The sequence below is a fragment of the Hymenobacter cellulosivorans genome, from assembly GCF_022919135.1.
In the GTDB taxonomy this organism is placed as follows: domain Bacteria; phylum Bacteroidota; class Bacteroidia; order Cytophagales; family Hymenobacteraceae; genus Hymenobacter; species Hymenobacter cellulosivorans.
In genome coordinates this window covers 2,368,935-2,389,064 of the sequence record NZ_CP095049.1, presented here as the reverse complement: position 1 = coordinate 2,389,064, position 20,130 = coordinate 2,368,935, and the positions used below count along the sequence as shown (strand labels likewise).

General features: G+C 59.1%; 21 protein-coding genes. 12 read left to right on the top strand and 9 right to left on the bottom strand.

The window, feature by feature from the left end; all coding sequences use genetic code 11:
* The first annotated feature begins 4 nt into the window (after positions 1-4).
* From MUN80_RS10065 to pth, 3 genes are all read left to right on the top strand, one after another.
* Positions 5-238 carry a hypothetical protein gene (locus MUN80_RS10065; RefSeq protein WP_244723097.1) on the top strand — a complete coding sequence of 78 codons (234 nt, stop codon included), beginning with the start codon at positions 5-7 and terminating at the stop codon, positions 236-238.
* 98 nt (positions 239-336) lie between these two features.
* Positions 337-912, top strand: a complete 576-nt coding sequence (locus MUN80_RS10060) for a 50S ribosomal protein L25/general stress protein Ctc (protein ID WP_244723094.1) — start codon at positions 337-339, stop codon at positions 910-912.
* Positions 913-1,001: 89 nt separating this feature from the next.
* The gene (gene pth, locus MUN80_RS10055; protein WP_244723091.1) at positions 1,002-1,565 is read left to right on the top strand and encodes an aminoacyl-tRNA hydrolase; all 564 of its coding nucleotides are present in this window, start codon (positions 1,002-1,004) and stop codon (positions 1,563-1,565) included.
* Positions 1,566-1,753: 188 nt separating this feature from the next.
* On the opposite strand, the gene metG is transcribed toward pth, so the two are convergent.
* Positions 1,754-3,799, bottom strand: a complete 2,046-nt coding sequence (gene metG / locus MUN80_RS10050; RefSeq protein WP_244723088.1) for a methionine--tRNA ligase — start codon at positions 3,797-3,799, stop codon at positions 1,754-1,756.
* Between the two features lie 217 nt (positions 3,800-4,016).
* Between metG and MUN80_RS10045 the strand changes: the two genes are divergently transcribed.
* On the top strand, positions 4,017-4,610 hold the full coding sequence (locus MUN80_RS10045) for a hypothetical protein (RefSeq protein ID WP_244723085.1): 594 nt from the start codon (positions 4,017-4,019) through the stop codon (positions 4,608-4,610).
* A 65-nt stretch (positions 4,611-4,675) separates the two neighbouring features.
* Here MUN80_RS10045 and MUN80_RS10040 read toward each other — a convergent pair whose 3' ends face one another.
* From MUN80_RS10040 to msrB, 3 genes are all read right to left on the bottom strand, one after another.
* Positions 4,676-5,032: a hypothetical protein gene (locus tag MUN80_RS10040; protein ID WP_244723082.1), complete on the bottom strand. Its 357-nt coding sequence runs from the start codon at positions 5,030-5,032 to the stop codon at positions 4,676-4,678.
* Positions 5,033-5,098: 66 nt separating this feature from the next.
* The gene (locus tag MUN80_RS10035; RefSeq protein WP_244723080.1) at positions 5,099-5,899 is read right to left on the bottom strand and encodes a DUF3050 domain-containing protein; all 801 of its coding nucleotides are present in this window, start codon (positions 5,897-5,899) and stop codon (positions 5,099-5,101) included.
* 123 nt (positions 5,900-6,022) lie between these two features.
* Complete coding sequence (gene msrB, locus MUN80_RS10030; protein ID WP_244723077.1) at positions 6,023-6,583, bottom strand: peptide-methionine (R)-S-oxide reductase MsrB; 561 nt, start codon at positions 6,581-6,583, stop codon at positions 6,023-6,025.
* A gap of 192 nt (positions 6,584-6,775) precedes the next feature.
* Here msrB and typA point away from each other — a divergent pair, with 192 nt between their 5' ends.
* Together typA and MUN80_RS10020 are read left to right on the top strand one after the other, a co-directional pair.
* On the top strand, positions 6,776-8,584 hold the full coding sequence (gene typA / locus MUN80_RS10025; protein WP_100334641.1) for a translational GTPase TypA: 1,809 nt from the start codon (positions 6,776-6,778) through the stop codon (positions 8,582-8,584).
* Between the two features lie 127 nt (positions 8,585-8,711).
* On the top strand, positions 8,712-9,455 hold the full coding sequence (locus tag MUN80_RS10020; RefSeq protein ID WP_244723074.1) for a YqjF family protein: 744 nt from the start codon (positions 8,712-8,714) through the stop codon (positions 9,453-9,455).
* Positions 9,456-9,468: 13 nt separating this feature from the next.
* Here MUN80_RS10020 and MUN80_RS10015 read toward each other — a convergent pair whose 3' ends face one another.
* The 3 genes from MUN80_RS10015 to MUN80_RS10005 form a co-directional block, all read right to left on the bottom strand.
* Entirely contained in the window at positions 9,469-9,744 is a 276-nt protein-coding gene (locus MUN80_RS10015; RefSeq protein WP_244723071.1) for an acylphosphatase, read from the bottom strand.
* Between the two features lie 86 nt (positions 9,745-9,830).
* Positions 9,831-10,286: a CHRD domain-containing protein gene (locus tag MUN80_RS10010; RefSeq protein ID WP_244723068.1), complete on the bottom strand. Its 456-nt coding sequence runs from the start codon at positions 10,284-10,286 to the stop codon at positions 9,831-9,833.
* A 114-nt stretch (positions 10,287-10,400) separates the two neighbouring features.
* Positions 10,401-11,207, bottom strand: a complete 807-nt coding sequence (locus MUN80_RS10005) for a TrmH family RNA methyltransferase (protein WP_244723065.1) — start codon at positions 11,205-11,207, stop codon at positions 10,401-10,403.
* Between the two features lie 112 nt (positions 11,208-11,319).
* On the opposite strand from MUN80_RS10005, the gene MUN80_RS10000 reads away from it, so the two are divergent.
* The 6 genes from MUN80_RS10000 to MUN80_RS09975 all read left to right on the top strand — a co-directional run bounded on the left by MUN80_RS10000 (position 11,320) and on the right by MUN80_RS09975 (position 16,472).
* Positions 11,320-12,834 (top strand): sensor histidine kinase, encoded by a 1,515-nt coding sequence (locus MUN80_RS10000; RefSeq protein WP_244723062.1) that lies wholly within the window; start codon positions 11,320-11,322, stop codon positions 12,832-12,834.
* Between the two features lie 79 nt (positions 12,835-12,913).
* Positions 12,914-13,324: a response regulator gene (locus MUN80_RS09995; RefSeq protein WP_244723059.1), complete on the top strand. Its 411-nt coding sequence runs from the start codon at positions 12,914-12,916 to the stop codon at positions 13,322-13,324.
* 247 nt (positions 13,325-13,571) lie between these two features.
* A complete protein-coding gene (locus tag MUN80_RS09990) occupies positions 13,572-14,483 on the top strand; it encodes a hypothetical protein (protein WP_244723056.1) in 912 nt (303 codons plus the stop codon).
* A 49-nt stretch (positions 14,484-14,532) separates the two neighbouring features.
* Positions 14,533-15,279 carry an endonuclease III domain-containing protein gene (locus MUN80_RS09985; RefSeq protein WP_244723054.1) on the top strand — a complete coding sequence of 249 codons (747 nt, stop codon included), beginning with the start codon at positions 14,533-14,535 and terminating at the stop codon, positions 15,277-15,279.
* A gap of 27 nt (positions 15,280-15,306) precedes the next feature.
* Positions 15,307-15,579 (top strand): DUF167 domain-containing protein, encoded by a 273-nt coding sequence (locus MUN80_RS09980; RefSeq protein ID WP_244723051.1) that lies wholly within the window; start codon positions 15,307-15,309, stop codon positions 15,577-15,579.
* A gap of 98 nt (positions 15,580-15,677) precedes the next feature.
* On the top strand, positions 15,678-16,472 hold the full coding sequence (locus MUN80_RS09975) for a ZIP family metal transporter (protein WP_244723048.1): 795 nt from the start codon (positions 15,678-15,680) through the stop codon (positions 16,470-16,472).
* Positions 16,473-16,572: 100 nt separating this feature from the next.
* On the opposite strand, the gene MUN80_RS09970 is transcribed toward MUN80_RS09975, so the two are convergent.
* On the bottom strand, positions 16,573-17,964 hold the full coding sequence (locus tag MUN80_RS09970; RefSeq protein ID WP_244723045.1) for an ammonium transporter: 1,392 nt from the start codon (positions 17,962-17,964) through the stop codon (positions 16,573-16,575).
* 289 nt (positions 17,965-18,253) lie between these two features.
* Positions 18,254-20,092: a polysaccharide deacetylase family protein gene (locus MUN80_RS09965; protein ID WP_244723031.1), complete on the bottom strand. Its 1,839-nt coding sequence runs from the start codon at positions 20,090-20,092 to the stop codon at positions 18,254-18,256.
* Positions 20,093-20,130 lie beyond the last annotated feature (38 nt).

The following is a 20,130-nucleotide window of genomic DNA, read 5'->3' as shown; positions in this document are numbered from 1 at the left end:
TACTATGGATCTGCTCTTTGTTATAGGCTTTATTGTCCTGTTCTGGTTAGCACTTCGGGCGATTTACTGGATATTCTCGGCTGAGTCGGTTGGTCAGGGTGTGGAACGGTTGGCTTCAACTGCGGCGGCTGGCACCGTGCTATTCTGGCTGGTGGCGGGGCTTCTCATGGGCATTGGGCTGGAAGAGGATGCCAAGGAGCGGCAGCGTACTACCGGGGAATCTTTGTTTGGCGGGTAGCTAAGTAACTAAAAAGCCCTATCTTTGCGGCCCGTTTTGGGCTGATTGTCAGCTTGGCCGGGAAAACACAATTTACTTTTTCTCAAAAACACAAGCTTATGAAAAGCCTCGAGATTGTAGGGTTTAAAAGAGCGAATCTCGGTAAGAAGGATGCGAAAGCACTGCGTCTTGACTCGTATGTTCCGTGCGTATTGTACGGTGGCGACGAGCAGGTGCACTTCTCGGCTCCGGCCATCCTCTTCCGCGAATTGCTGTACACCCCCGAAGTACACGTTGTAGACGTGAACGTAGAGGGCACCGTATACCGCGCTATCGTGCAGGACGCTCAGTTCCACCCCGTGAACGAAATGCTGCTGCACGTTGACTTCCTGTTGTTGCAGCCCGGCAAGGAAGTGAAGATGGAAATTCCCGTGAAGTTCGTGGGTGTTTCGCCCGGCGTACTGGCCGGTGGTAAGCTGGTGAGCAAGCTGCGTAAGCTGAAGGTGAAGGCTCTGCCCGAAAACCTGCCCGACTTCGTAGAAGTAAACATCTCGGACCTCGAGCTGGGCAAGTCGATCAAAGTGAGCAAGGTGGAAGCTCAGAACTACACCATCCTGACCAACGGCGCGGCTCCCATTGCTACCGTAACTATCCCACGTGCGCTGAAAGGCCAGATGGCCGGCGGCGACCGTTAATATCTTTCCGCCCTGCGGAAAACCAACAGAAATCCTGTCCTGCTTCGGCGGGGCAGGATTTCTTGCGTTAAAACCCCGTATTTCGCCTTATGAAGTTTCTTGTTATGGCCCTGGGCAACATCGGGCCCGAATACGCCGACACCCGCCACAACATCGGCTTTATGGTGGCCGATTACCTGGCCCATAAGCACGACGCCAAGTTTGAGCTCAAGCGCCACGCCTTTGTCACCGAAATTAAGCACAAGGGTAAAACCCTGGTTTTGGTGAAGCCTACCACCTATATGAACCTGAGCGGCAAAGCGGCCCTGCACTACCTGACGAGCGAGAAAATTCCGAAAGAAAACATGGTCGTCGTCACCGATGACCTGGCCCTCCCCTACGGCAAGCTCCGCCTGAAAGGCAAAGGCTCGGCCGGCGGGCACAACGGCCTGAAGCACATTCAGGAAACCCTGGGTACCGACGAATACGCCCGCCTCCGCTTCGGCGTCGACGCCAACTTTCCCAAAGGCCGGCAGGTGGATTATGTGCTGAACCCCTTCTCGGCCGACGAAAGGATTGATCTGGCCCTGCACATCGAAAAAGCCGCTGAGGCCATCCTATCCTTCGCCACCATCGGCCTGGAGCGCACGATGAATGTGGTAAACACGAAGTAGTTGTTAATGTGCTGAGGCCATACTCAGGTCATTGCGAGGCGCAGCCGTGCCAATCCGTCCTCGGCTAGTGACAAACTTCTTATAACCAGAAAGCCCCTGACTACACGCGGTAGTCAGGGGCTTTTCACTTATGGCTGTGCTTCGCAAGCCCGCAGTGACCTGTTTCTCTAAAAGGCTCCAAGCTTACATTACGCGACGTGGCTGCCGGGGCGCACGTGCTGGCCGGGCTGCATAAGCTGCAGGGAACCGTCGGCGTTTTCGGCCAGCAGCAGCATGCCCTGGCTCTGAATCCCTTTAATTTCGCGCGGGGCCAGGTTGAGCAGTACCAAAACTTGCTGCCCTATTAAGGCTTCAGGGATGAAGTGCTCAGCAATGCCGCTGACGATAGTGCGCTGGTCGAGGCCGGTGTCGACGGTAAGCTTGAGCAGCTTTTTGGTTTTGGCGACTTTTTCGGCGGCTACCACCGTGCCTACGCGCAAGTCCATGCGGCCGAAGTCGTCGAAGCTCACGTCTTCCTTAGCGGGCTCAGCTACGGCGTTGGCCAGCTCATTGGCTTTTTTAGTATCGAGCAGTTTCTGCACCTGGGCTTCCACGGTAGCATCCTCGATTTTGTCGAAAAGCAGGGCCGCGGCCCCGATTTCGTGACCGGCCGTGAGTGTATTGGGACGGCCGGCGGCTTGCCAGCTGCCTTTTTCCACGCGCAGCATCTCACCCAGCTTTTCAGCCGAGGCGGGCAGGAAAGGCTCCATGAGCGTCACCAGGCCGGCGGCAATCTGCAGGGCTACGTGCAACACGGTGCCAGTCCGGGCCTCGTCGGTTTTGATCAGCTTCCAGGGCTCGGTTTCGGCCAGGTACTTATTGCCGACACGGGTCAGGTTCATCAGCTCCCCCAGCGCGTCGCGGAAACGGTAGTTGTCAATCAACTCCCCAATGCGCTGCGGAAATTCGGCCAGCTGTGCCAGGGCTTCCAGGTCGATGGGCTGCAGCTCGCCGCCGATGGTGGGTACTTTGCCGGCAAAGAACTTGTGGGTCAGCACCACGGCGCGGTTCACGAAATTACCCAGGTTGGCCACCAGCTCGTTATTGTTACGGGCTTGAAAGTCCTTCCAAGTGAAATCGTTGTCCTTGGTTTCGGGCGCGTTGGCACAGAGCGCATAACGCAGCACGTCGGCTTTGCCGGGGAAGTCCAGCAGGTACTCGTGCAGCCACACGGCCCAGTTGCGGGAGGTGCTGATTTTGTCGCCTTCCAGGTTCAGAAATTCGTTGGCCGGCACGTTGTCGGGCAGGATATAGTCGCCGTGGGCCTTGAGCATCGCCGGGAAGATGATGCAGTGGAACACGATATTGTCCTTGCCGATGAAGTGCACCAGCTTGCTGCCGCTGTCTTTCCAGTAGGTTTCCCAGGTGTCGGGCAGCAGGTCTTTGGTGGCCGAAATGTAGCCAATGGGGGCGTCAAACCACACGTAGAGCACCTTGCCTTCAGCGCCTTCTACCGGCACGGGCACGCCCCAGTCCAGGTCGCGGGTGACGGCGCGGGGCTGCAGGCCCTGGTCAATCCAGGATTTGCACTGCCCATACACGTTGGTTTTCCAGTCGCCTTTATGGCCTTCCACAATCCACTCGCGCAGCCAAGGCTCGTACTGGTCCAGGGGCAAATACCAGTGTTTGGTTTCGCGCAGCACGGGCTGGTTGCCGCTGAGCATACTACGGGGCGAAATCAGTTCGGTGGGGCTGAGCGAGGAGCCACACTTCTCACACTGGTCGCCGTAGGCATTCTCGTTGCCGCAATTCGGGCAGGTGCCCACAATGTAGCGGTCGGCCAGAAACTGTTCGGCTTTTTCGTCGAAATACTGCTGGGACGTCTGCTCAATGAACTTGCCTTCCTCGTAGAGTTTTTTGAAAAAACCGCTGGCAACTTCGCTATGCGTCTGGGAAGAAGTGCGCGAATAAATATCGAACGACACGCCAAATTCAGCAAAGGAATCCCGAATTATAGCGTGGTATTTATCAACGACTTGCTGGGGTGTAACGCCTTCTTTCTGGGCCCGGATGGTAATTGGTACACCGTGCTCATCGGAGCCGCAAATAAACTTGACGTCACGCCCGGCAGAGCGCAGGTAACGAACGTAAATATCTGCCGGTAAATATACGCCCGCCAAGTGCCCGATATGCACGGGTCCATTGGCATAAGGAAGGGCCGCCGTGACGGTATAGCGCTGAGGGTCAGATTGCATATGCAAAGAAAAAGCAGAAGTTCAGTGAAAGTAAAAGCGAAAGTCGGGAGGGCCTATTCGCTTCGGAATGCGCAAAGAAACGAGGTTTTGAAAGTATTAAAGGCGGCTTAAAACCTTAACATAGCCCAACAGGTAAATACATCTATATTTGAGCCTAACCGCGGCGTTGCCAAATGCTGCATCCGGGTTAGCCCCTACCTTATTCCCCCTCCGCCCCATGAAAAAATCTGCTCCAGATCAGCCCGAAAAAAAGGCAAAAAAGGATCCGGAACAAAAAGCGCAGCGCAAAGCCGATAAAGCCGCCGCCCGCGCTTCCAATTCCTTGGTTGACAAGAGTTCCGAGAAGAAAGCCAGTCAGAAAAAGACGCTAAAAGCTGCCGCTAAGCAACTGCAGAAAGAGCTGGATCTGCGCATGAAGGAAGTGGTAGACCGCATCCGCAAAGAAACGAAAGCCAAGCTCAAAGAAGTAGTAAAAGATGCTACCAAGCGCTTAGACGTTGATACTGAGCACCTGTTTAAGGAAGCCCTGCACACTATTATGCGCCACTACGATGGGGCTGCCTCAGTAGCCGGCTCCGACAGCATTTCTACGGCCGCTCCCGAAGCCCCCGCTACCAAGCCGGCCGCGACGCGCAACCGGTCGGGGGCTGGCACTAACAAGTCTCGTCCAGTTGCCGCTTCGGCTGCTCCAGCAGCCCGCCGTTCGCGGCTTTCAGCCGACGGCAGCGCCCCACGCCGTGACCGGAAACCAACTGCACCAGCGGCCGGTAGCTCCGAGGCAAGCGGCAGCAGTGAGCAAACTCAGGGCTAGGTCTGAGTGCTTAATATTTCTGCCACCGGGCCGGTTATCCCGCGGGAAAGCCGGCCCGGTGTGCTTTAGGGCAAGCGGCGCACGGTATCCACCGGGGCTCCGTTGAGGCGGCGCAACCGGGTTTCAGCCGTCGTATTGTTCGGGTCGTTGGTGTTCACATTCTCAACCCGCTGCCGGGCGTTGGAACGGGCGGCCTGCTCCCGGATAGGAACCCGGCCCGGCGTGGCATCCGGCACCGAGCCACCGTAGCCCGCATTGCTGTTGTAGGCGGCCTGCCGGTCGGCATCCGTACGAATAGTTGTGGGCAGCGGGGCGCGGTCTACTTCGGCACTGCTTTCCTGACTGGCGGTGCAGGCCGTGAGCCAGGCGGCTCCCACCAGTAGCGCCAGGCGGCCGGCGGTGAATATAGAATGGTACGACATGGTTGCAATAGTTAGGGCAGCCCTGGTATGAGCTGCCCCCTTACAACGCGCGGTAAGACCAGGAAGTTAGCTTACGTTCGAAACTGAAACAGCCGAACTCATAGCCTGCCGAATTCCGTCCCACAGCGCTATTCGGGCCTGCATGCAGCGGGCGGCTATTTCCCGGCACTCATCCCAGCTTTGCTCGGTGCTGCCGCACAGCTCGCGCACCATCTGCTCGGCCAGGGGCGTGTGCACTTCCTCATCGAGCTGAATGTGGCGGTTAAGGTAATAAATGAAGGTTTCGAGCTGGCCGGGGAAGCGCTGGCCCAGGTCGGCTACCAGGTGGCGGAACATGTCGGGAATGACGTCTTCGCGGCCGAAGGTAAAGGCCGCGGCCACCGCGTGCGACTTGCCCGAATTGATGACATTGAAGGTGCTGAGCACGAACTGCTGCACGGCGTACGGCACGTTGGCCTGCAGCAGCGCCATTTCGACCGACTCCCCCACCGACAGCGCGTCGAGCAGCTTACGGATGGGCTGGGTATCGGCCCCGCACTCGTCCATGGCTCGCATATACAGCTCGAAGTGGCTGGCCGGGCGCCCGTGCTGGTCCACATCGGTTTCTTCTTCCAGCACGATTTCATTGATCAAACGGCGGGTGGCCGGGTTGCCCCGCGGTACCCACGGCACCGTCACGCAGGTCAGGTCGCGCTGCAGGCTTTTAAGCAGCGACATAAAGTCCCAGACGGCAAAGACGTGGTGTTGCATAAACACGCGCAGGTCATCCAGGGACTGAATACCCTGATACACGTTGTGAGCCACCAACTGCTCCCGGGTGGAGGCCAGCTGCTGCTGCAAGGTGTGGATTGGATCGACGGTGGTCATAGACGAGAAGTTGAAGACGGGACGAAGGGCGCACCTACGCGGTAAGGTTCAGGCGAGGCCGATAACAAGGCAGCCCGCCGAAGGATTCAGCGGGCTGCCTGGCCGTACAAATATCGGGCAGTTTTACTTAGCCTTTTCAAAAACCATCCCGTCAGAATCCATGCAGTAGCGCAGGCCGGTGGGCTTGGGGCCGTCGTCGAAGACGTGGCCCAGGTGGCCGCCGCACTTGGCGCACACCAGCTCGTCGCGGCTCATGCCATGGGTGTTGTCAGTAGTTACCTTCAGGCTGCTATCGGTGGCCGGGGCCCAGAAGCTCGGCCAGCCCGTGCCCGACTCAAACTTAGCCTCGGAGGAAAAAAGCAGGTTGTGGTCGGCGGCGCAGTAGTATGAACCCTTTTCGTGGTTGTCGAAGTACTTATTATTGAAAGCCTGCTCCGTGCCCTGCTGGCGCAGAATAAAGTACTGCGCGGGAGTAAGCTGCGCCTTCCACTGGGCATCGGTTTTGCGCACCGGAAACTCGTCGGGGCGGTGCGTGACGGGCTGGGCCTTAGGGTACTGTCGGCCCGCGGCGGTGGGCCGGGTGGGGGCCTGCGGCTTCTCGGCGGCCAGATTCTGGCGTTTTTGGGAGCAGGCCGAGTTCAGCGTTAAAGAAGAAATAAGCAGAACCAGAAGGGAGGTGCGCATGAGCAGAGAAAAGAAATAGAAGGTAACACGAACAGGGCCCACGGGGCCGCCGCTGATGGAGCAAACATACGCGGCGGAGCTTCGGTTCGGTTTAGGTAAGGCCGTGCCTTTCAGCCTGAATCAGCTAACATTTTGATAACTCGGACTTTTGCCAACAGAAATGCCTACCTTTGCACCCGCAAAACCATCTGTATGCAGAACATTCGGAATATCGCAATCATTGCGCACGTTGACCACGGCAAAACGACGCTCGTGGACAAGATCATTCACGCCTCGAAGCTTTTCGACGAGCACCAGCAGTTCGACGACCTGATCCTCGATAACAACGATCTGGAGCGCGAGCGGGGTATCACCATCGTTTCCAAGAACGTATCCGTCCGCTATAAGGACGTTAAAATCAACATCATCGACACCCCTGGTCACGCCGACTTCGGCGGCGAGGTGGAGCGCGTACTGAAGATGGCCGACGGCGTACTGCTGCTCGTCGATGCCTTCGAAGGCGCCATGCCCCAGACTCGTTTCGTACTGGGCAAAGCCATTGACCTGGGCCTGAAGCCCATCGTGGTAGTAAACAAAGTCGACAAGGAAAACTGCCGTCCCGACGAGGTGCACGAGCAGGTATTCGACCTGATGTTCAACCTGGGTGCCAACGAAGACCAGCTGGACTTCGTGACCCTGTACGGCTCCTCGAAGCAGGGCTGGATGAGCACCGACTGGAAAGTAAAGACCGACAGCATCATCCCGCTGCTCGACGCCGTAGTTGCCTCCATCCCGCCGGCTCCTACCTTGGACGGTACGCCCCAGATGCAGGTTACCTCGCTCGACTACTCTTCGTTCGTGGGTCGTATCGCCATCGGCCGCGTGCACCGCGGTACGCTGCGTGAAGGCGCCAACATGAGCCTGGTGAAGCGCGACGGCACCATCAAGAAAGTAAAAATTAAAGAACTGCAGGTTTTCGAAGGCTTGGGTAAAAACAAGGTTTCGGAGGTTAGCTCCGGCGAAATCTGCGCCGTGACCGGCATCGAAGGCTTCGACATTGGCGACACGCTGGCCGACGCCGAGAACCCCGAGGGTCTGGCCGTTATCAGCATCGACGAGCCGACGATGAACATGCTGTTCACCATCAATAACTCGCCGTTCTTCGGTAAGGAAGGTAAGTTTGTGACCTCGCGTCACCTGCGTGACCGTCTGTTCAAGGAAACCGAGAAAAACCTGGCCCTGCGCGTAAAAGAAACCGATAAGGAAGACACGTTCCTCGTGTATGGCCGCGGTATTCTGCACTTGTCGGTGCTCATCGAGACCATGCGTCGCGAAGGCTTCGAGTTGCAGGTGGGTCAGCCCCAGGTTCTGTTCCGCGAAGACGAGAACGGCAACCGTCTGGAGCCTATCGAGCACCTCGTGGTCGACGTACCGGAGGAAACTGCCGGTAAGGTGATTGAGCTGGTGACGATGCGCAAAGGTGAGCTGACTATCATGGAGCCCAAGGGCGACCTGCAGCACCTGGAGTTCAACATCCCCGCCCGTGGCCTGATTGGCCTGCGTAACAACGTGCTGACCGCCACCGCTGGTGAGGCCATCATGAACCACCGTTTCTCGGCCTACGAGCCCTACAAAGGTGTAATTCCTGGCCGTATCTCCGGTTCGCTGATTTCAATGGACACCGGTGCCGGCACCGCTTACACCATCGACAAGATGCAGGACCGCGGCGAGTTCTTCGTGGATCCAGGCGAAGAGGTATACGCTGGCCAGGTTATTGGCGAGCACACCCGCCCCAACGACTTGACCATCAACATTCAGAAAGGCAAGAAGCTGACGAACATGCGGGCTTCGGGCTCGGATGAAAACGTGAAAATCGTGCCCAAGCGTCAGTTCTCGCTGGAAGAAGCCATGGAATACATCCAGAAGGATGAGTACCTGGAAGTAACGCCGAAGTCGGTGCGGATGCGCAAAATCCTGCTCGACGAAAACGAGCGTCTGCGTTCGGCCAAGAAAGTCGATTAGGTTTCTAATTGCTTGAACTATTGAAAAGGGAGGCAGCCGGTGGCTGCCTCCCTTTTTGTTTTATTCCCGGAATCGGCAGGTACTAATTGTTCTTGACTTGTTATAGAGCGGCATAGCCTGTTTGCCGATGTCTGCCGAACCACTCTCCCCTCCTACCGGTCTGCCCCTGATGCGGCAGCGCTGGAGTCAACTGCTTTTTGCCCACTGGCCGGTGGCACCTGAGGTACTACGACCCTACTTGCCGGCGCGGCTGGAACTGGACCTGTTTGAAGGCCAGGCATGGCTGGGCGTGGTACCGTTCACCATGAGCGGCATCCGGCCGCTGGGACTACCGGCCGTACCGGGGCTGAGCAATCTGCACGAGCTTAATGTGCGCACCTACGCCCGGCTGGATGGCGTGCCCGGCGTGTGGTTTCTTTCCCTCGATGCTAGCCTGGCCTTGGGCGTGTGGGCCGCCCGTACGCTGTTTCACCTACCCTATCTGCACGCCCGCATGAGCCTGACCCGAACCGGCCACACCCTCCGGGCCCAGGCCGAGCGGACTCACCGCGGGGCTGCCCCGGCCCGGTTTGCGGCCGCCTGGACACCTGGTACCGCCTTACCCCAGGCACAGCCGGGCAGCCTGGCGTACTTTCTGACCGAGCGGTATTACCTCTACACGGCTGGCCCTGAGGTGGCCCACGCAGCTACTGGCAGCACATTGTGGCGCGGCAAGGTATATCACCAGCCCTGGACGTTGCGCGAGGCCACACTCAGCACCTGGGAATCGACGGTGGTGGAAAGCCACGGCCTACCGACCCCGGCCGGGCCGCCAGTGTTGTATGCCGCCGACAGCCTGGACGTCTGGATTCAAGAACTGCGGCGGGTGTGAGGCCACCCGTGGCTTAGCGGGCAATAACAAACTCCGAGTAACCCTGCACCGCGCCAGGCTGCACCTCTACCCTCTCCACACGCGCGGCAGGTGGGCCTTTGTGGCACCAGGTTTCCAACTCATCAAGAGCTGCGGTGCTTCCTTCGGCTTCGATAGTGACGGTGCCGTCGGCATTGTTGCGGGCATAACCGGTCAGGCCCAGGCGCTGGGCTTCGGCGCGGGTACTTTGGCGGAAAAATACGCCCTGGACGCGGCCATGAATAAGCAGGCGCCGGTTTTGGGTAAGCATAGCACGTGGCGTGGTTGGGAGTGGAAGGTAGAAACAAAAAAGGCCTGAATTTCTTCAGGCCTTCAGAATGTAGGGCAACGGCAGGGCTACTTCATCGTAACGTTTGCCCGGATTTCACCACCGTTGTTAGCCGAGGTGTGCAGGTTGGCATACATCATACCGCCTTGCAAGGCCGTAATTTGTGCGTCGTTCAGTGTCACAGTGCCATTGATGGGCGACACGAAGCTCTTGCCGTCGGCGCTATTCAGGGGGAAGGGAAACGAAATCGGGCCGGTAGTGCCGGGGCCACCCATGTGCATATGGCCAGCCGAGGGCGTGAGGCCCGCGAAAGTAACCGTGTAGGTCAGCACTTTGGTCGTGGGATTGAAGGTACCAGTGATTTTACCGGTAGCCGACGTAGTCACGGCGGGCACTTCCTGAGCGCCGGTCAGGTCAGCGGAGATAGTTTGGTTGGCGGGCGTTACGGTGGTGTCGTCGTCAGAGCAGGAGGTGGCGGCTACCGAGCCCATTGTCAGAAACAGAGCGAATAGTAGTTTTTTCATGAAGAGGGTTGGGAATGTAGGTTTGTGTGGGCTAAACCTACTGTCGAGCAACTTGTTTTACGACTCGGCTATCCGAACGGTCCCTTTTCCTTTCCGAAGGATCGGTTTTTCTGGTTAAACGCGTTGCCGCACGGCCTCAAACGTCAGCACGGCGGTAGCAATGCTCACGTTGAGCGAGTCGATGTAACCGCGCATGGGGATAATAATAGTGTGGGAGCAGGCCTCGCGCAGCTCGGGCGTCAGGCCATCGGCTTCGGTGCCCATTACGAAGGCCGTGGGGCCGCGGAAGTCGTAGTCGGTGTAGGGCCGGGCCTGGGGCGTAAGGGCGGCGGCGTAGGTTTGGATTCCTTTTTCCTTGCACCAGGCCAGCACTTCCTGGCGGGTGGAGGCCACCGTGGGCACGGTAAAGATGCAGCCGATGCTGGAGCGGATGGCATTAGGGTTGTAGAGGTCGGTGCGCGGGTCACAGACGATGACGGCGTCGACGCGGGCCGCATCGGCAGTGCGCAGCACGGCACCCAGGTTGCCGGGTTTCTCCACGGCTTCCAGAATCAGCAACAACGGGTTGGCGGGCAGTTCCAGGGTAGCCAGGCGGCGCTGCGGGGGGCGGGCCAGGGCCAGAATCCCGTCGGAGCCCTCGCGGTACGCCACCCGCTCGAATACAGCCTTCGACACCGGAAACCACTCGACCTGGGCCCCTAGCAGGGCCTGCAGTTCCTGTTGCCGGGCATCGCCGGCCAGCTCGGGGCACACAAAAAGGCTGCGAATCTCGATGCCAGCCTGGTGGGCAATGGTCAGCTCGCGGTGCCCTTCGATGATGGTAAGCTGCTGCTCGCGCCGCTCAGAAGCTTTTTGCTGCAGGCGCAGCAGGTTTTTGATGCGCGGATTTTGAGGACTGGTAATCGGGTCGAGAGCAGGCATAGGTAGTAGCAGACAAAGACAGACGCGAAGGTACGCAGTGGGCGGCGGTGTGAGTGGGGCAGGTGGTGGTTTTGCTAGGGCATGTGCGCCGAAGCCCGTAGGTTTGTAGCCTATGCAACTCAACCTGAACACCAAAATCCTGCTGGGCTTTGCCGTGGCGGCCGGCGTGCTGCTACTCACGGCAATAGCCTCTTTTCTGAGCATCCGGCAGCTGGCCGTGCACACCCAGCAGGTGGAGCACACCTACCGCGTGATTCAGGAAGCCGAGCAGCTCACCTCGCGCGTGCGCGACGCCGAGTCGCGGGTGCGGGGCTTTCTGCTGACGGCCGACACGTCGTACCTGCAAACCTACGAAACCTCCCAGAGCGAGGTAGAGCACAGTTTTGAGCGGCTTTCCCGCATGATGACCGACAACCCGCGCCAAGCGGTGCGCGTGGACTCGATGCGGCAGCTGGTAGACCAGAAGTTTAGCAACATGCGCTTGCTGCTCAACCAGGACCGGGCTATTACCAGCTCTTCCACTCAAACGATTCTGGACACCGGCCGGCAAACCATGCGGGCTATTTACGGCCTGTTTGAGGACATCAAAAACAGTGAACTGGAACTGCTGGCCGAACGCAGCCGCCAGCAGACCGTGTACGAAACCATTACCCCCATCACCATCATCGTATCGGCCACTATTGCCATTCTGATGACGCTGTGGCTGTTTCGGAAGATTTCGCAGGAAATTGCGGCCAACGAAAAGCTGCAGCAGGAGCTTGCCACGGTGCATCAGGCCACCACCCAGCGTATCCAGATTATCGAGAACCTGGCCAACCAAGTAGTGCAGGGCGACTACAAGGTCAAGATTAAGGACAAGGAAAAGGACAGTCTGGGTAACCTGGCCAACTCGCTTAACCGCATGACCCAGACCCTGGACGACACCTTTGGCTCGTTGCAGAACCGCAACCGGGAGCTCGACCAGTTTGCCTACGTAACCTCCCACGACCTGAAGGCGCCCCTGCGCGGGGTGATGACGGTGGTAAAGTGGATTGAAGACGAGCTCAAAGCCGAGCTTTCCGACCAGATGCGGCAGTACCTGGGCATGATGAAAGGCCGTCTGACGCGCCTGGAAGACCTGATTAACGGTCTGCTGGCCTATGCCCGCATCGGGCGTACCGAGCAGAAACTGGAAGAAGTAGCCGTGCGGGAGCTGGTGGAGGAAGTTCGGGAGCTGGTGGTGCCGCCCACGTTCCAAGTGGACGTCACAAGTGAGCTGCCGGTACTTATAACCGACCGGCTCAGCCTGCAGCAGGTGTTCACCAACCTGTTTAGCAACGCGGTAAAGTACCATCACCAGGGCCAGGGCACCATCACGGTGAGCTGCATCGAGGCTAAAAAGGAATATGAATTTACCGTAGCCGACGACGGACCGGGCATTGCCCCCGAGTACCACGAGAAAATCTTCCTGATTTTCCAGACCCTGCGGGACCGGAACACGGCCGAAAGCACCGGCATCGGGCTGAGCATTGTGAAGAAGATTCTGGACGAGCAGAAGGGCCGTATCCGGGTTAGCTCGGAGCCGGGCCAGGGCACGGCGTTTATTTTCACCTGGCCCAAGATTTCCGTTACCGAAAAAGTAATCTAGGTGCTAGCTTGCACCGTTTTTCGGCGAATTCCTCACTTAATCCGGCCAACGGGGCTACCCTCTTTTTATCGTTTTTTTTATGCGCTCGGTACTACTGGTTGAGGATGACTTTTTTGACACGATGACCGTGCAAAAGGCCTTCGAGAAATTCAGCATTCAGCACAAGCTGTACACGGCCTTTAATGGCCTGGAGGCCCTGGACTTGCTGCTGGGCCACAACGGAGCCGAACCGATTCAGCCCCTGCCGGAAGTAATTCTGCTGGATTTGAACATGCCCAAGATGAACGGACACGAGTTTTTGGTAGAGCTGCGCAGCCACCCGGAATTCAGCGAAATTCCCGTGTTTATTACCACCACCTCGGCCATGGATATTGACCGGGCCCGGGCCCAGAACCTGGGCGTAAGCGGCTACATCCTTAAGCCCCTGGACTTCGAAACCGGCAACGACATGGTGGACAGCATTAGTCTGCTGGAGCAGTTGCTAAAGTAGGCTTCTTGTGCCATAACCCTTTATCTTCAAGGCCAATACTGTTGCTTTCGGGCACCGCAGTATTGGCCTTGCTCGTGGTAGATACGCCCAAAAAGCGTAGGCTCTGCAACTAATTAGCCCGGCCGTGGCATCTTTGGGAATGGATGAGACTCTGGCCGTATTCTGGCAGCCCGGCGGCTGACCTGTTTTTCGCGCCCAGGCTCCTTACAATCTTCCCGGCGTTATACCGGAATAACCTCTGTTTCTCATGACGTTCCGTTTCTGCCTTTTCCTGCTGGCGCTGGGCGCGGCCACTCCCACTGCGGTGCTGGCCCAGAATGCACCGCGGGAGCTCAACACCCTGCCCACTTTCCCCGATTCGGCGCGCCGCCAGCCCCGGCAGCAACCGCAGCTTTCCCAGCAGCCCCAGCCCGGTGCCCAGCCTGCCCGGCCCGCAGCTCCAGCCGCTGCGCCGGCACCCTCTGCTATTCCTTCAGAGAACAGCCGGTTTGCCGTAGGCCTCAAAAACGGCACCGTGTACCGGGCCTACGACGTGGAAACCAAGCAGCCCATTTTCGGGCGCTCCTACCTGCTGCTCGACGACCAGCGGCGAATCGACCTGAGTGAAATCAGCTTCTACGAGGATGAAACCGGCCATTACGTGCGTACCACCCTGCCCAAATCGTCGCGCGAGACCACGCTGCGCCGCGACCGGGTGGGCCGCCTAAGCCTGTACTCCCAGACCAGCACCCAGTACGCGGGCAGCGGCTACAGTCCGTTCGGCTACGGCCGTTACGGGGGCTATGGCTACGGCGGTTATGGCTATGGCGGCCCGATGTACCGCACCGTGAAAACCGAGTATTTCAGCAAGGATAACGGTCCGATTCAGAGCCTGAACGTACGCAACCTTAGCATCGCCACCGCCGACAACCCCGGCAGTACCGCTCTGCTGATGCAGGCCCGCAAGTACCAGACGTATACCACACTGAGCTACGTGGCGGCCGCGGGCGTCGTAGCCGCCGGGCTGTTTTCGACCCTGTCTCCCAACCAGTCGGGCATTTCCCCGCTGATTTACGCTGGTATACCGCTAGCCATCGTGCCCATCGTGTTGGGCAGCAAGCAGCAGCAGAGCGTTAAGCAGGCCATTTCACTCTACAACCGCGGCACGGGCACGGAGTAAGGCAGCCTTCCGGGGCAACCCCATGCGCCCCCGGGCGTAAGGCTTGAGGGTGGAACCTACCTCAGCCGTTTGTACCGATTTTGCTTCCTGCCAGGCGCGGGCCCTGCGGGCGCACGAACGGCTGTGCGCCGAGTACGGCGCCCCGTTCCGGTTTTTCAGCACCAAGGACCCGCTCAGTGAGCTGATTAGCGCCCTGCTCTCGCACCGCACCCGCAACCAGGAGTCGCACCGGGCTTACCAGCAACTGCGGGCTGAGTTTCCGACCTGGGAAGAAGTGCGCGATGCGCCCACTGCCGCCGTAGAGCAGGCCATCAGCGCCTGCACCTGGCCCGAGCAGAAAGCCCCACGGATTCAGGCCGTGCTGCGCGAAATCAGCGAACGGTGCGGCGGCCCCTGCGACCTTACCTTTCTGGCCGAAAAGCCGATTCCCGAGGCCCGGGCGTGGTTGGAATCCATTTCCGGAGTGGGACCCAAAACCAGCGCCGCTACCCTGCTCTTCAGTTCTCTGCGCCTGCCGGCCATGCCCGTCGATAGTCACCACCACCGCGTGGCGCAGCGCCTGGGCCTGATTGGTCCCAAAGTAGGCGAAGGACCTGCCCACAAGGTACTGGCCGCCCTGCTCCCACCCGACTGGGACGCCCAGCAGGTGTACGACCACCACGAGGCCCTCATGTTTCACGGGCAGAAGTGCTGCTATTTTCACTCTCCGGCCTGCGCACGGTGCGTGGTCCTGGATCAGTGCCCGTTCGGGCAGGCGCGCCTAGGCAAACCCGCCCCGACGCCACCGGCGGCGTAGTATCTTCGGGCTCCGTTTTACCTTCGTATGCCCGTTACGCTCCACCTCAAAGCCAAACCCAACAGCCGCCAGAACCAGCTCCTCGTGGCAGCCGACGGCAGCCTGACCGTGCGGCTCAAGGCGCCAGCCCAGGACGGCAAGGCCAATGCCTGCCTACTGGCGTATCTGGCTGAAGTGTTTGGCGTGAATAAATCCAGCGTGGAACTGCTGAGCGGGCATACGGCCCCGTTCAAGAAAGTGCGATTGGCTACTGTGGAAGAAGCAAAGCTGCCGGCCGTTCTGGCGCAGTACAAGGAATAAGCAGGCGAGAATCAGACCGTAGCAGGCGGACTGGGCCAAGGGCTGCACCACTAAGCCCAACCGTGCGTATACGGGTCGAGCTTTCTTATCCGCCACACATGACTTTTCCGACCTGGGCCGTAGCCGGCTTCTGGGGCCTGGTTTCCGGCTCCGCCCTAGTTATTGGGGCCGCCATTGGCTACTACGCCAACATTGCCCCCCGCGTAATTGCCGCCGTTATGGCCTTTGGCAGCGGCGTGCTGATTTCGACCTTATCCCTGGAGTTAATGGAAGACGCCTACGCCAAAGGCGGCCTCGACTCTACGGCGTTGGGCTTTGTGGGCGGGGCCGCGGTTTACACGCTGGCCAACTGTCTACTGGCCCGGCAGGGTGCTAAGCACCGCAAACGCTCGGGGCATCATCAGAAAGTAGAGCGCGAAAAAGTGCAAACCGGCCAGAAAGAAGCCACCGAGCCCGGCGACGACAACGGCATGGCCTTGGCTATCGGCGCCCTGCTCGACGGGATTCCCGAAAGCATCGTCATTGGCCTGAGCTTGCTGGCCGGCGGAGCGGTAAGCGTGGTGGCGGTAGTGGCCATTTTTCTGTCGAACCTGCCGGAGGGACTTTCCAGCGCGGCGGGCATGAAGAAGGCGGGCCGCTCGGCGCGCTACATCTTTCTACTGTGGTTGGGTATTGCCCTGATTTCGGGTCTGGCGTCGTTGGCGGGCTACACGATTTTTAGCCACTTTTCCCAGGAAGTGGTAGCGGCCACCACGGCCGTGGCGGCCGGGGCCGTGCTGGCCATGATTGCCGATACAATGATACCCGAAGCCTTCGAAACAGCCCATAACTTCACCGGCCTGATAACGGTGCTGGGCTTTCTGACGGCCTTTTTCCTGAGCAAGATGGAGTAATAATAGCCGGCAACGGTCCAACCCAAAAGCAGCGGCCACCGGAGTTTCCGGTGGCCGCTGCTTTTTACACTCTTCAACGGCCTTGCTGCCGCGGCGGGAATCAGACCTGCTGCTCTACTGCTTCGCGCACCTGCTCCTTGCGGTAGGTTTGCTCGAATTCCTCGTCGATGTGGTAGGTAGATTCCTCGTGCTGGCTCAAATCGAGGCCTAACTCTTCCTGAGCAGGTTTCACACGCAGACCGAAAATGAGGTCCGTTACTTTCAGCAGCACCCAGGCGCCGATGAAGGTAAAGCCGATGACGATGACCAGGCCCAGCACGTGGTAGCCAAACGTGGTGGCCGAGCCGTGAACAAGGCCGACTTTATCGGCAAACACACCGGTGAGCAGCATGCCCACGATACCGCCCAGGCCGTGGCAGGGAAATACGTCGAGCGTGTCGTCAATTGAAGTACGGCTGTTTTGCCAGTGTACGGCCGCCTGGCTGATCAGGGCGGCCAGCACACCAATCAGCACACTTTGGCCGTAGGTCACGTAGCCGGCGGCGGGCGTAATGGCCACCAGCCCGACTACAGCCCCGATGCAAGCGCCCATGGCCGTGGGCTTGCCACCCCGCACTACTTCAATCAGCAGCCAAGCCACCAGGGCGGCGGCCGAGGCCATGTTAGTATTCACGAATGAGAGGGCAGCCAGCTCATTGGCCCCCAGGGCCGAGCCGGCATTGAAGCCAAACCAGCCAAACCATAGCAGGCCGGTACCCAGGATAACGTAGGGCACGTTGGGCGTCACGAAGGAGGTTTTGCGGCCGTGAATACTGCGCGGACCCAACACTATGGCAGCCGCCAGGGAAGCAATACCGGCCGAAATATGCACTACCGTTCCCCCGGCAAAGTCGAGCACGCCCCATTTGCGCAGAAAGCCCTCAGGGTGCCAGGTCCAGTGGGCCAGGGGGCAGTAAATGAAGATGCAGAACAGCACCATAAAGGCCAGGTACGCCTTGAAGCGTACCCGCTCGGCGAAGGAGCCGGTAATCAGAGCCGGGGTGATGATGGCAAACTTGAGCTGAAAGGCAAAAAACAGCACGAAGGGAATGTTGGGCGACAACACCGGGTGCGGGGCCGTACCCACGTTGCGCAGCATTACAAACGTGAGCGGGTTGCCGATCAGGCCGTGCCAGGAGTCGCCGTAGGCTAAGGAAAAGCCCACAAAGTACCACACCAGGGAAATGACGCCCAGGGCCACGAAGCTCTGCAGCATGGTGGAAATGACGTTTTTGGGTCGCACCATGCCCCCGTAGAAAAACGACAAACCCGGCGTCATGATCAGCACGAAAGCTGTGGCGGTCAGCATCCAGGCCATGTCGGCCGCGTTGAGGCTGCCGGCTACGGCGGCCGGGTGGGGCAGGTCGACGAAGGCGGCGACAGTGCTCAGGATGATGAGCCCGGCCAACGTAAGTAAACTATAGCTCGGGCGAAGGACTGCAGAACGACTCATATACTGGATTGAAGTTGGCTACCTTTCTATTCGAAGGTCAATTTACGCCAACAACCATAAAAACGTATACAAGTACCCCTAAATATTTAGGGCATTCACTCAAAATACCTATCATAATACCAAAACCTCTGCTTTTTGAAAGGCATTTCCGAAAATAACTATCATTTGTTAGTCAAACACCCTCCTCCATCGGGCACACTCCGCCAATGTCACTCAGCAGTGGCTGCAACGAACTTCTCGACAAGTGGGCAGTAACACTTGTGCAGATAGGCTACACTAGGTCAGCAGGCTACTTTTTGCGCTTGAACCGGTAATATTTCCGGTACCAGGGCGCAGTTTTCTTGAACAGGGAGCTGGCAGTTTCCTCGGGAAACATATTGATGCGAAAAATCTGGAACCGGTCGTCTTCCAGGTGCATCCCACCCGTGTCGGTAGCTACGCCGAAGGCAAACCCGGCCTCGCGCACCAGCTGCTTGACCTGCTCATTGAGCCCGCCATAGGGGTAGGCAAAGGACACGACCGGGGTTTCGAGTTCCTGCTCTAGCTGCTGCTTGCTCTGGGTTATTTCCCGCGCGGCTTGCTCAGCGGGTAGCGTGGTCAGGTTGGGATGCTGCAGCGTATGGGCCCCGATTTCCCAGCCCGCGGCCACGAAAGCCCGCTTTTGCTCCAGATTCATAATCTCACAGCGCGGCTCAGTGGGGTCGGTGTCCACGTCCCAGAAGTTGTAGCGCACCGCGTCGTCGCCGAGCAGGTAGAGCACGCCGCGGTAGTTGTAGCGCTGCATCAGGGGCAGCAGGTTGGTGAAGTTATCCGTGTAGCCGTCGTCGAAGGTGAGGATGATGGGCCGGGCCGGAAACTCCTGCAGGTCTGTTTCGCCGTTGGCAAAAGCCAGATAGTCGAGAAACGTGATGGGTGTAAAATTTTTGCGCCGAAAAAACTGCAGGTGCTGCTCGAAGTTGCGTTGGGTGACGAAGATGCGGTGCTTGGTTTGCAGCGGCTCGGTCGGGATTTTGTGGTACATCAAAATCGGAATGAAGCCAGGCACCCGCTTTTTCATCACGGCGGCGCGGTATACGTCCAGCACCTGCCCGGCAATAACCGGCAGGCTGTAGTCGCGCTGCACCCGGGCCTGCAGGGCCGCCCCCACCGGGTGGGGCGCGGCCAGAAACGTGCGGGCGTCCTGGAGCAACTGTCCGTAGTCGACTGTGGTATCCTGCAGATGGGCCGAAATGTCGCCGAAGTTGGAGGCCGCAGCCTGCTCGTAGGTAGCTTCCGTGACTAGGCCGGCGTAGGCAGCCTCGCCCAGGGCCAGCACGCTGCAGCCCGCGCCCAGGCCCTCGATGGCGACGCGCCCCGCTCCCACCACCAGTGCCGACTGCTGCAGCCATCCGGGCACATCCTTGGTAAAACCTACCACTTCGACCCGCTCGCCAAACTGCGCCTGCAGCTGCGCCAAAGCCGCTTTGCCGGCGGCGGGCAGGTGTTCCAGCTCCGCTCCTACCATAGCCACGCGCAGCACCGCAAACTCCCGGAGCAAAGCCGGGAATACGTGTTGTAGCAATTGGGCTGCCCGCTCACCCTTGCCCCCATTGAAGCGCCCGATAAAGGACAGGCGCAGCGGCCGGACCTGGGTAGCCAGCTCGGGTGCCTGGTCGGCAAAATTGACACCGTTGGGCAGCAGCACAATTTTCTCGGGCTGCATCTTTACTTCCTCCACTAAGTGCGTTTTCAGGTTGGCGCAAATGGCAATGACCCGGTCGCCGTAGATGTCGAAGAGGCTGGTGGAGGTGTGCAGGTGCTGGCGGCCGTGCACCGTGGAAACCAGCGGCACGCCGGTGCCCTTCACGGCAAAGTAAGCCACCCAGCTGGCCGCCCGGGAGTGAGCGTGTACCACCTCAATCCGGTGCTCGCGCAAGAGGCGACGCAGCAGCAGAATGTTGCGCAGGCGCTGCGGATGACGCCGGTTGGTAATGGGGGCCTGCACGCATAACGCCCCGGTGGGCAGCTGGTCCATGTCCGACACCATGATTACCTCGTGGCCCTGGGCCCGGTGCGCCTCGGCCAGGTGCACGGCGTAGCTGACGGAACCGGCAAAGAAATCGGCGGACAAGACGTGGAGAATGCGCATAGACTGAAGAAACGGAAATGGCGGCCAAAGGTACGAAA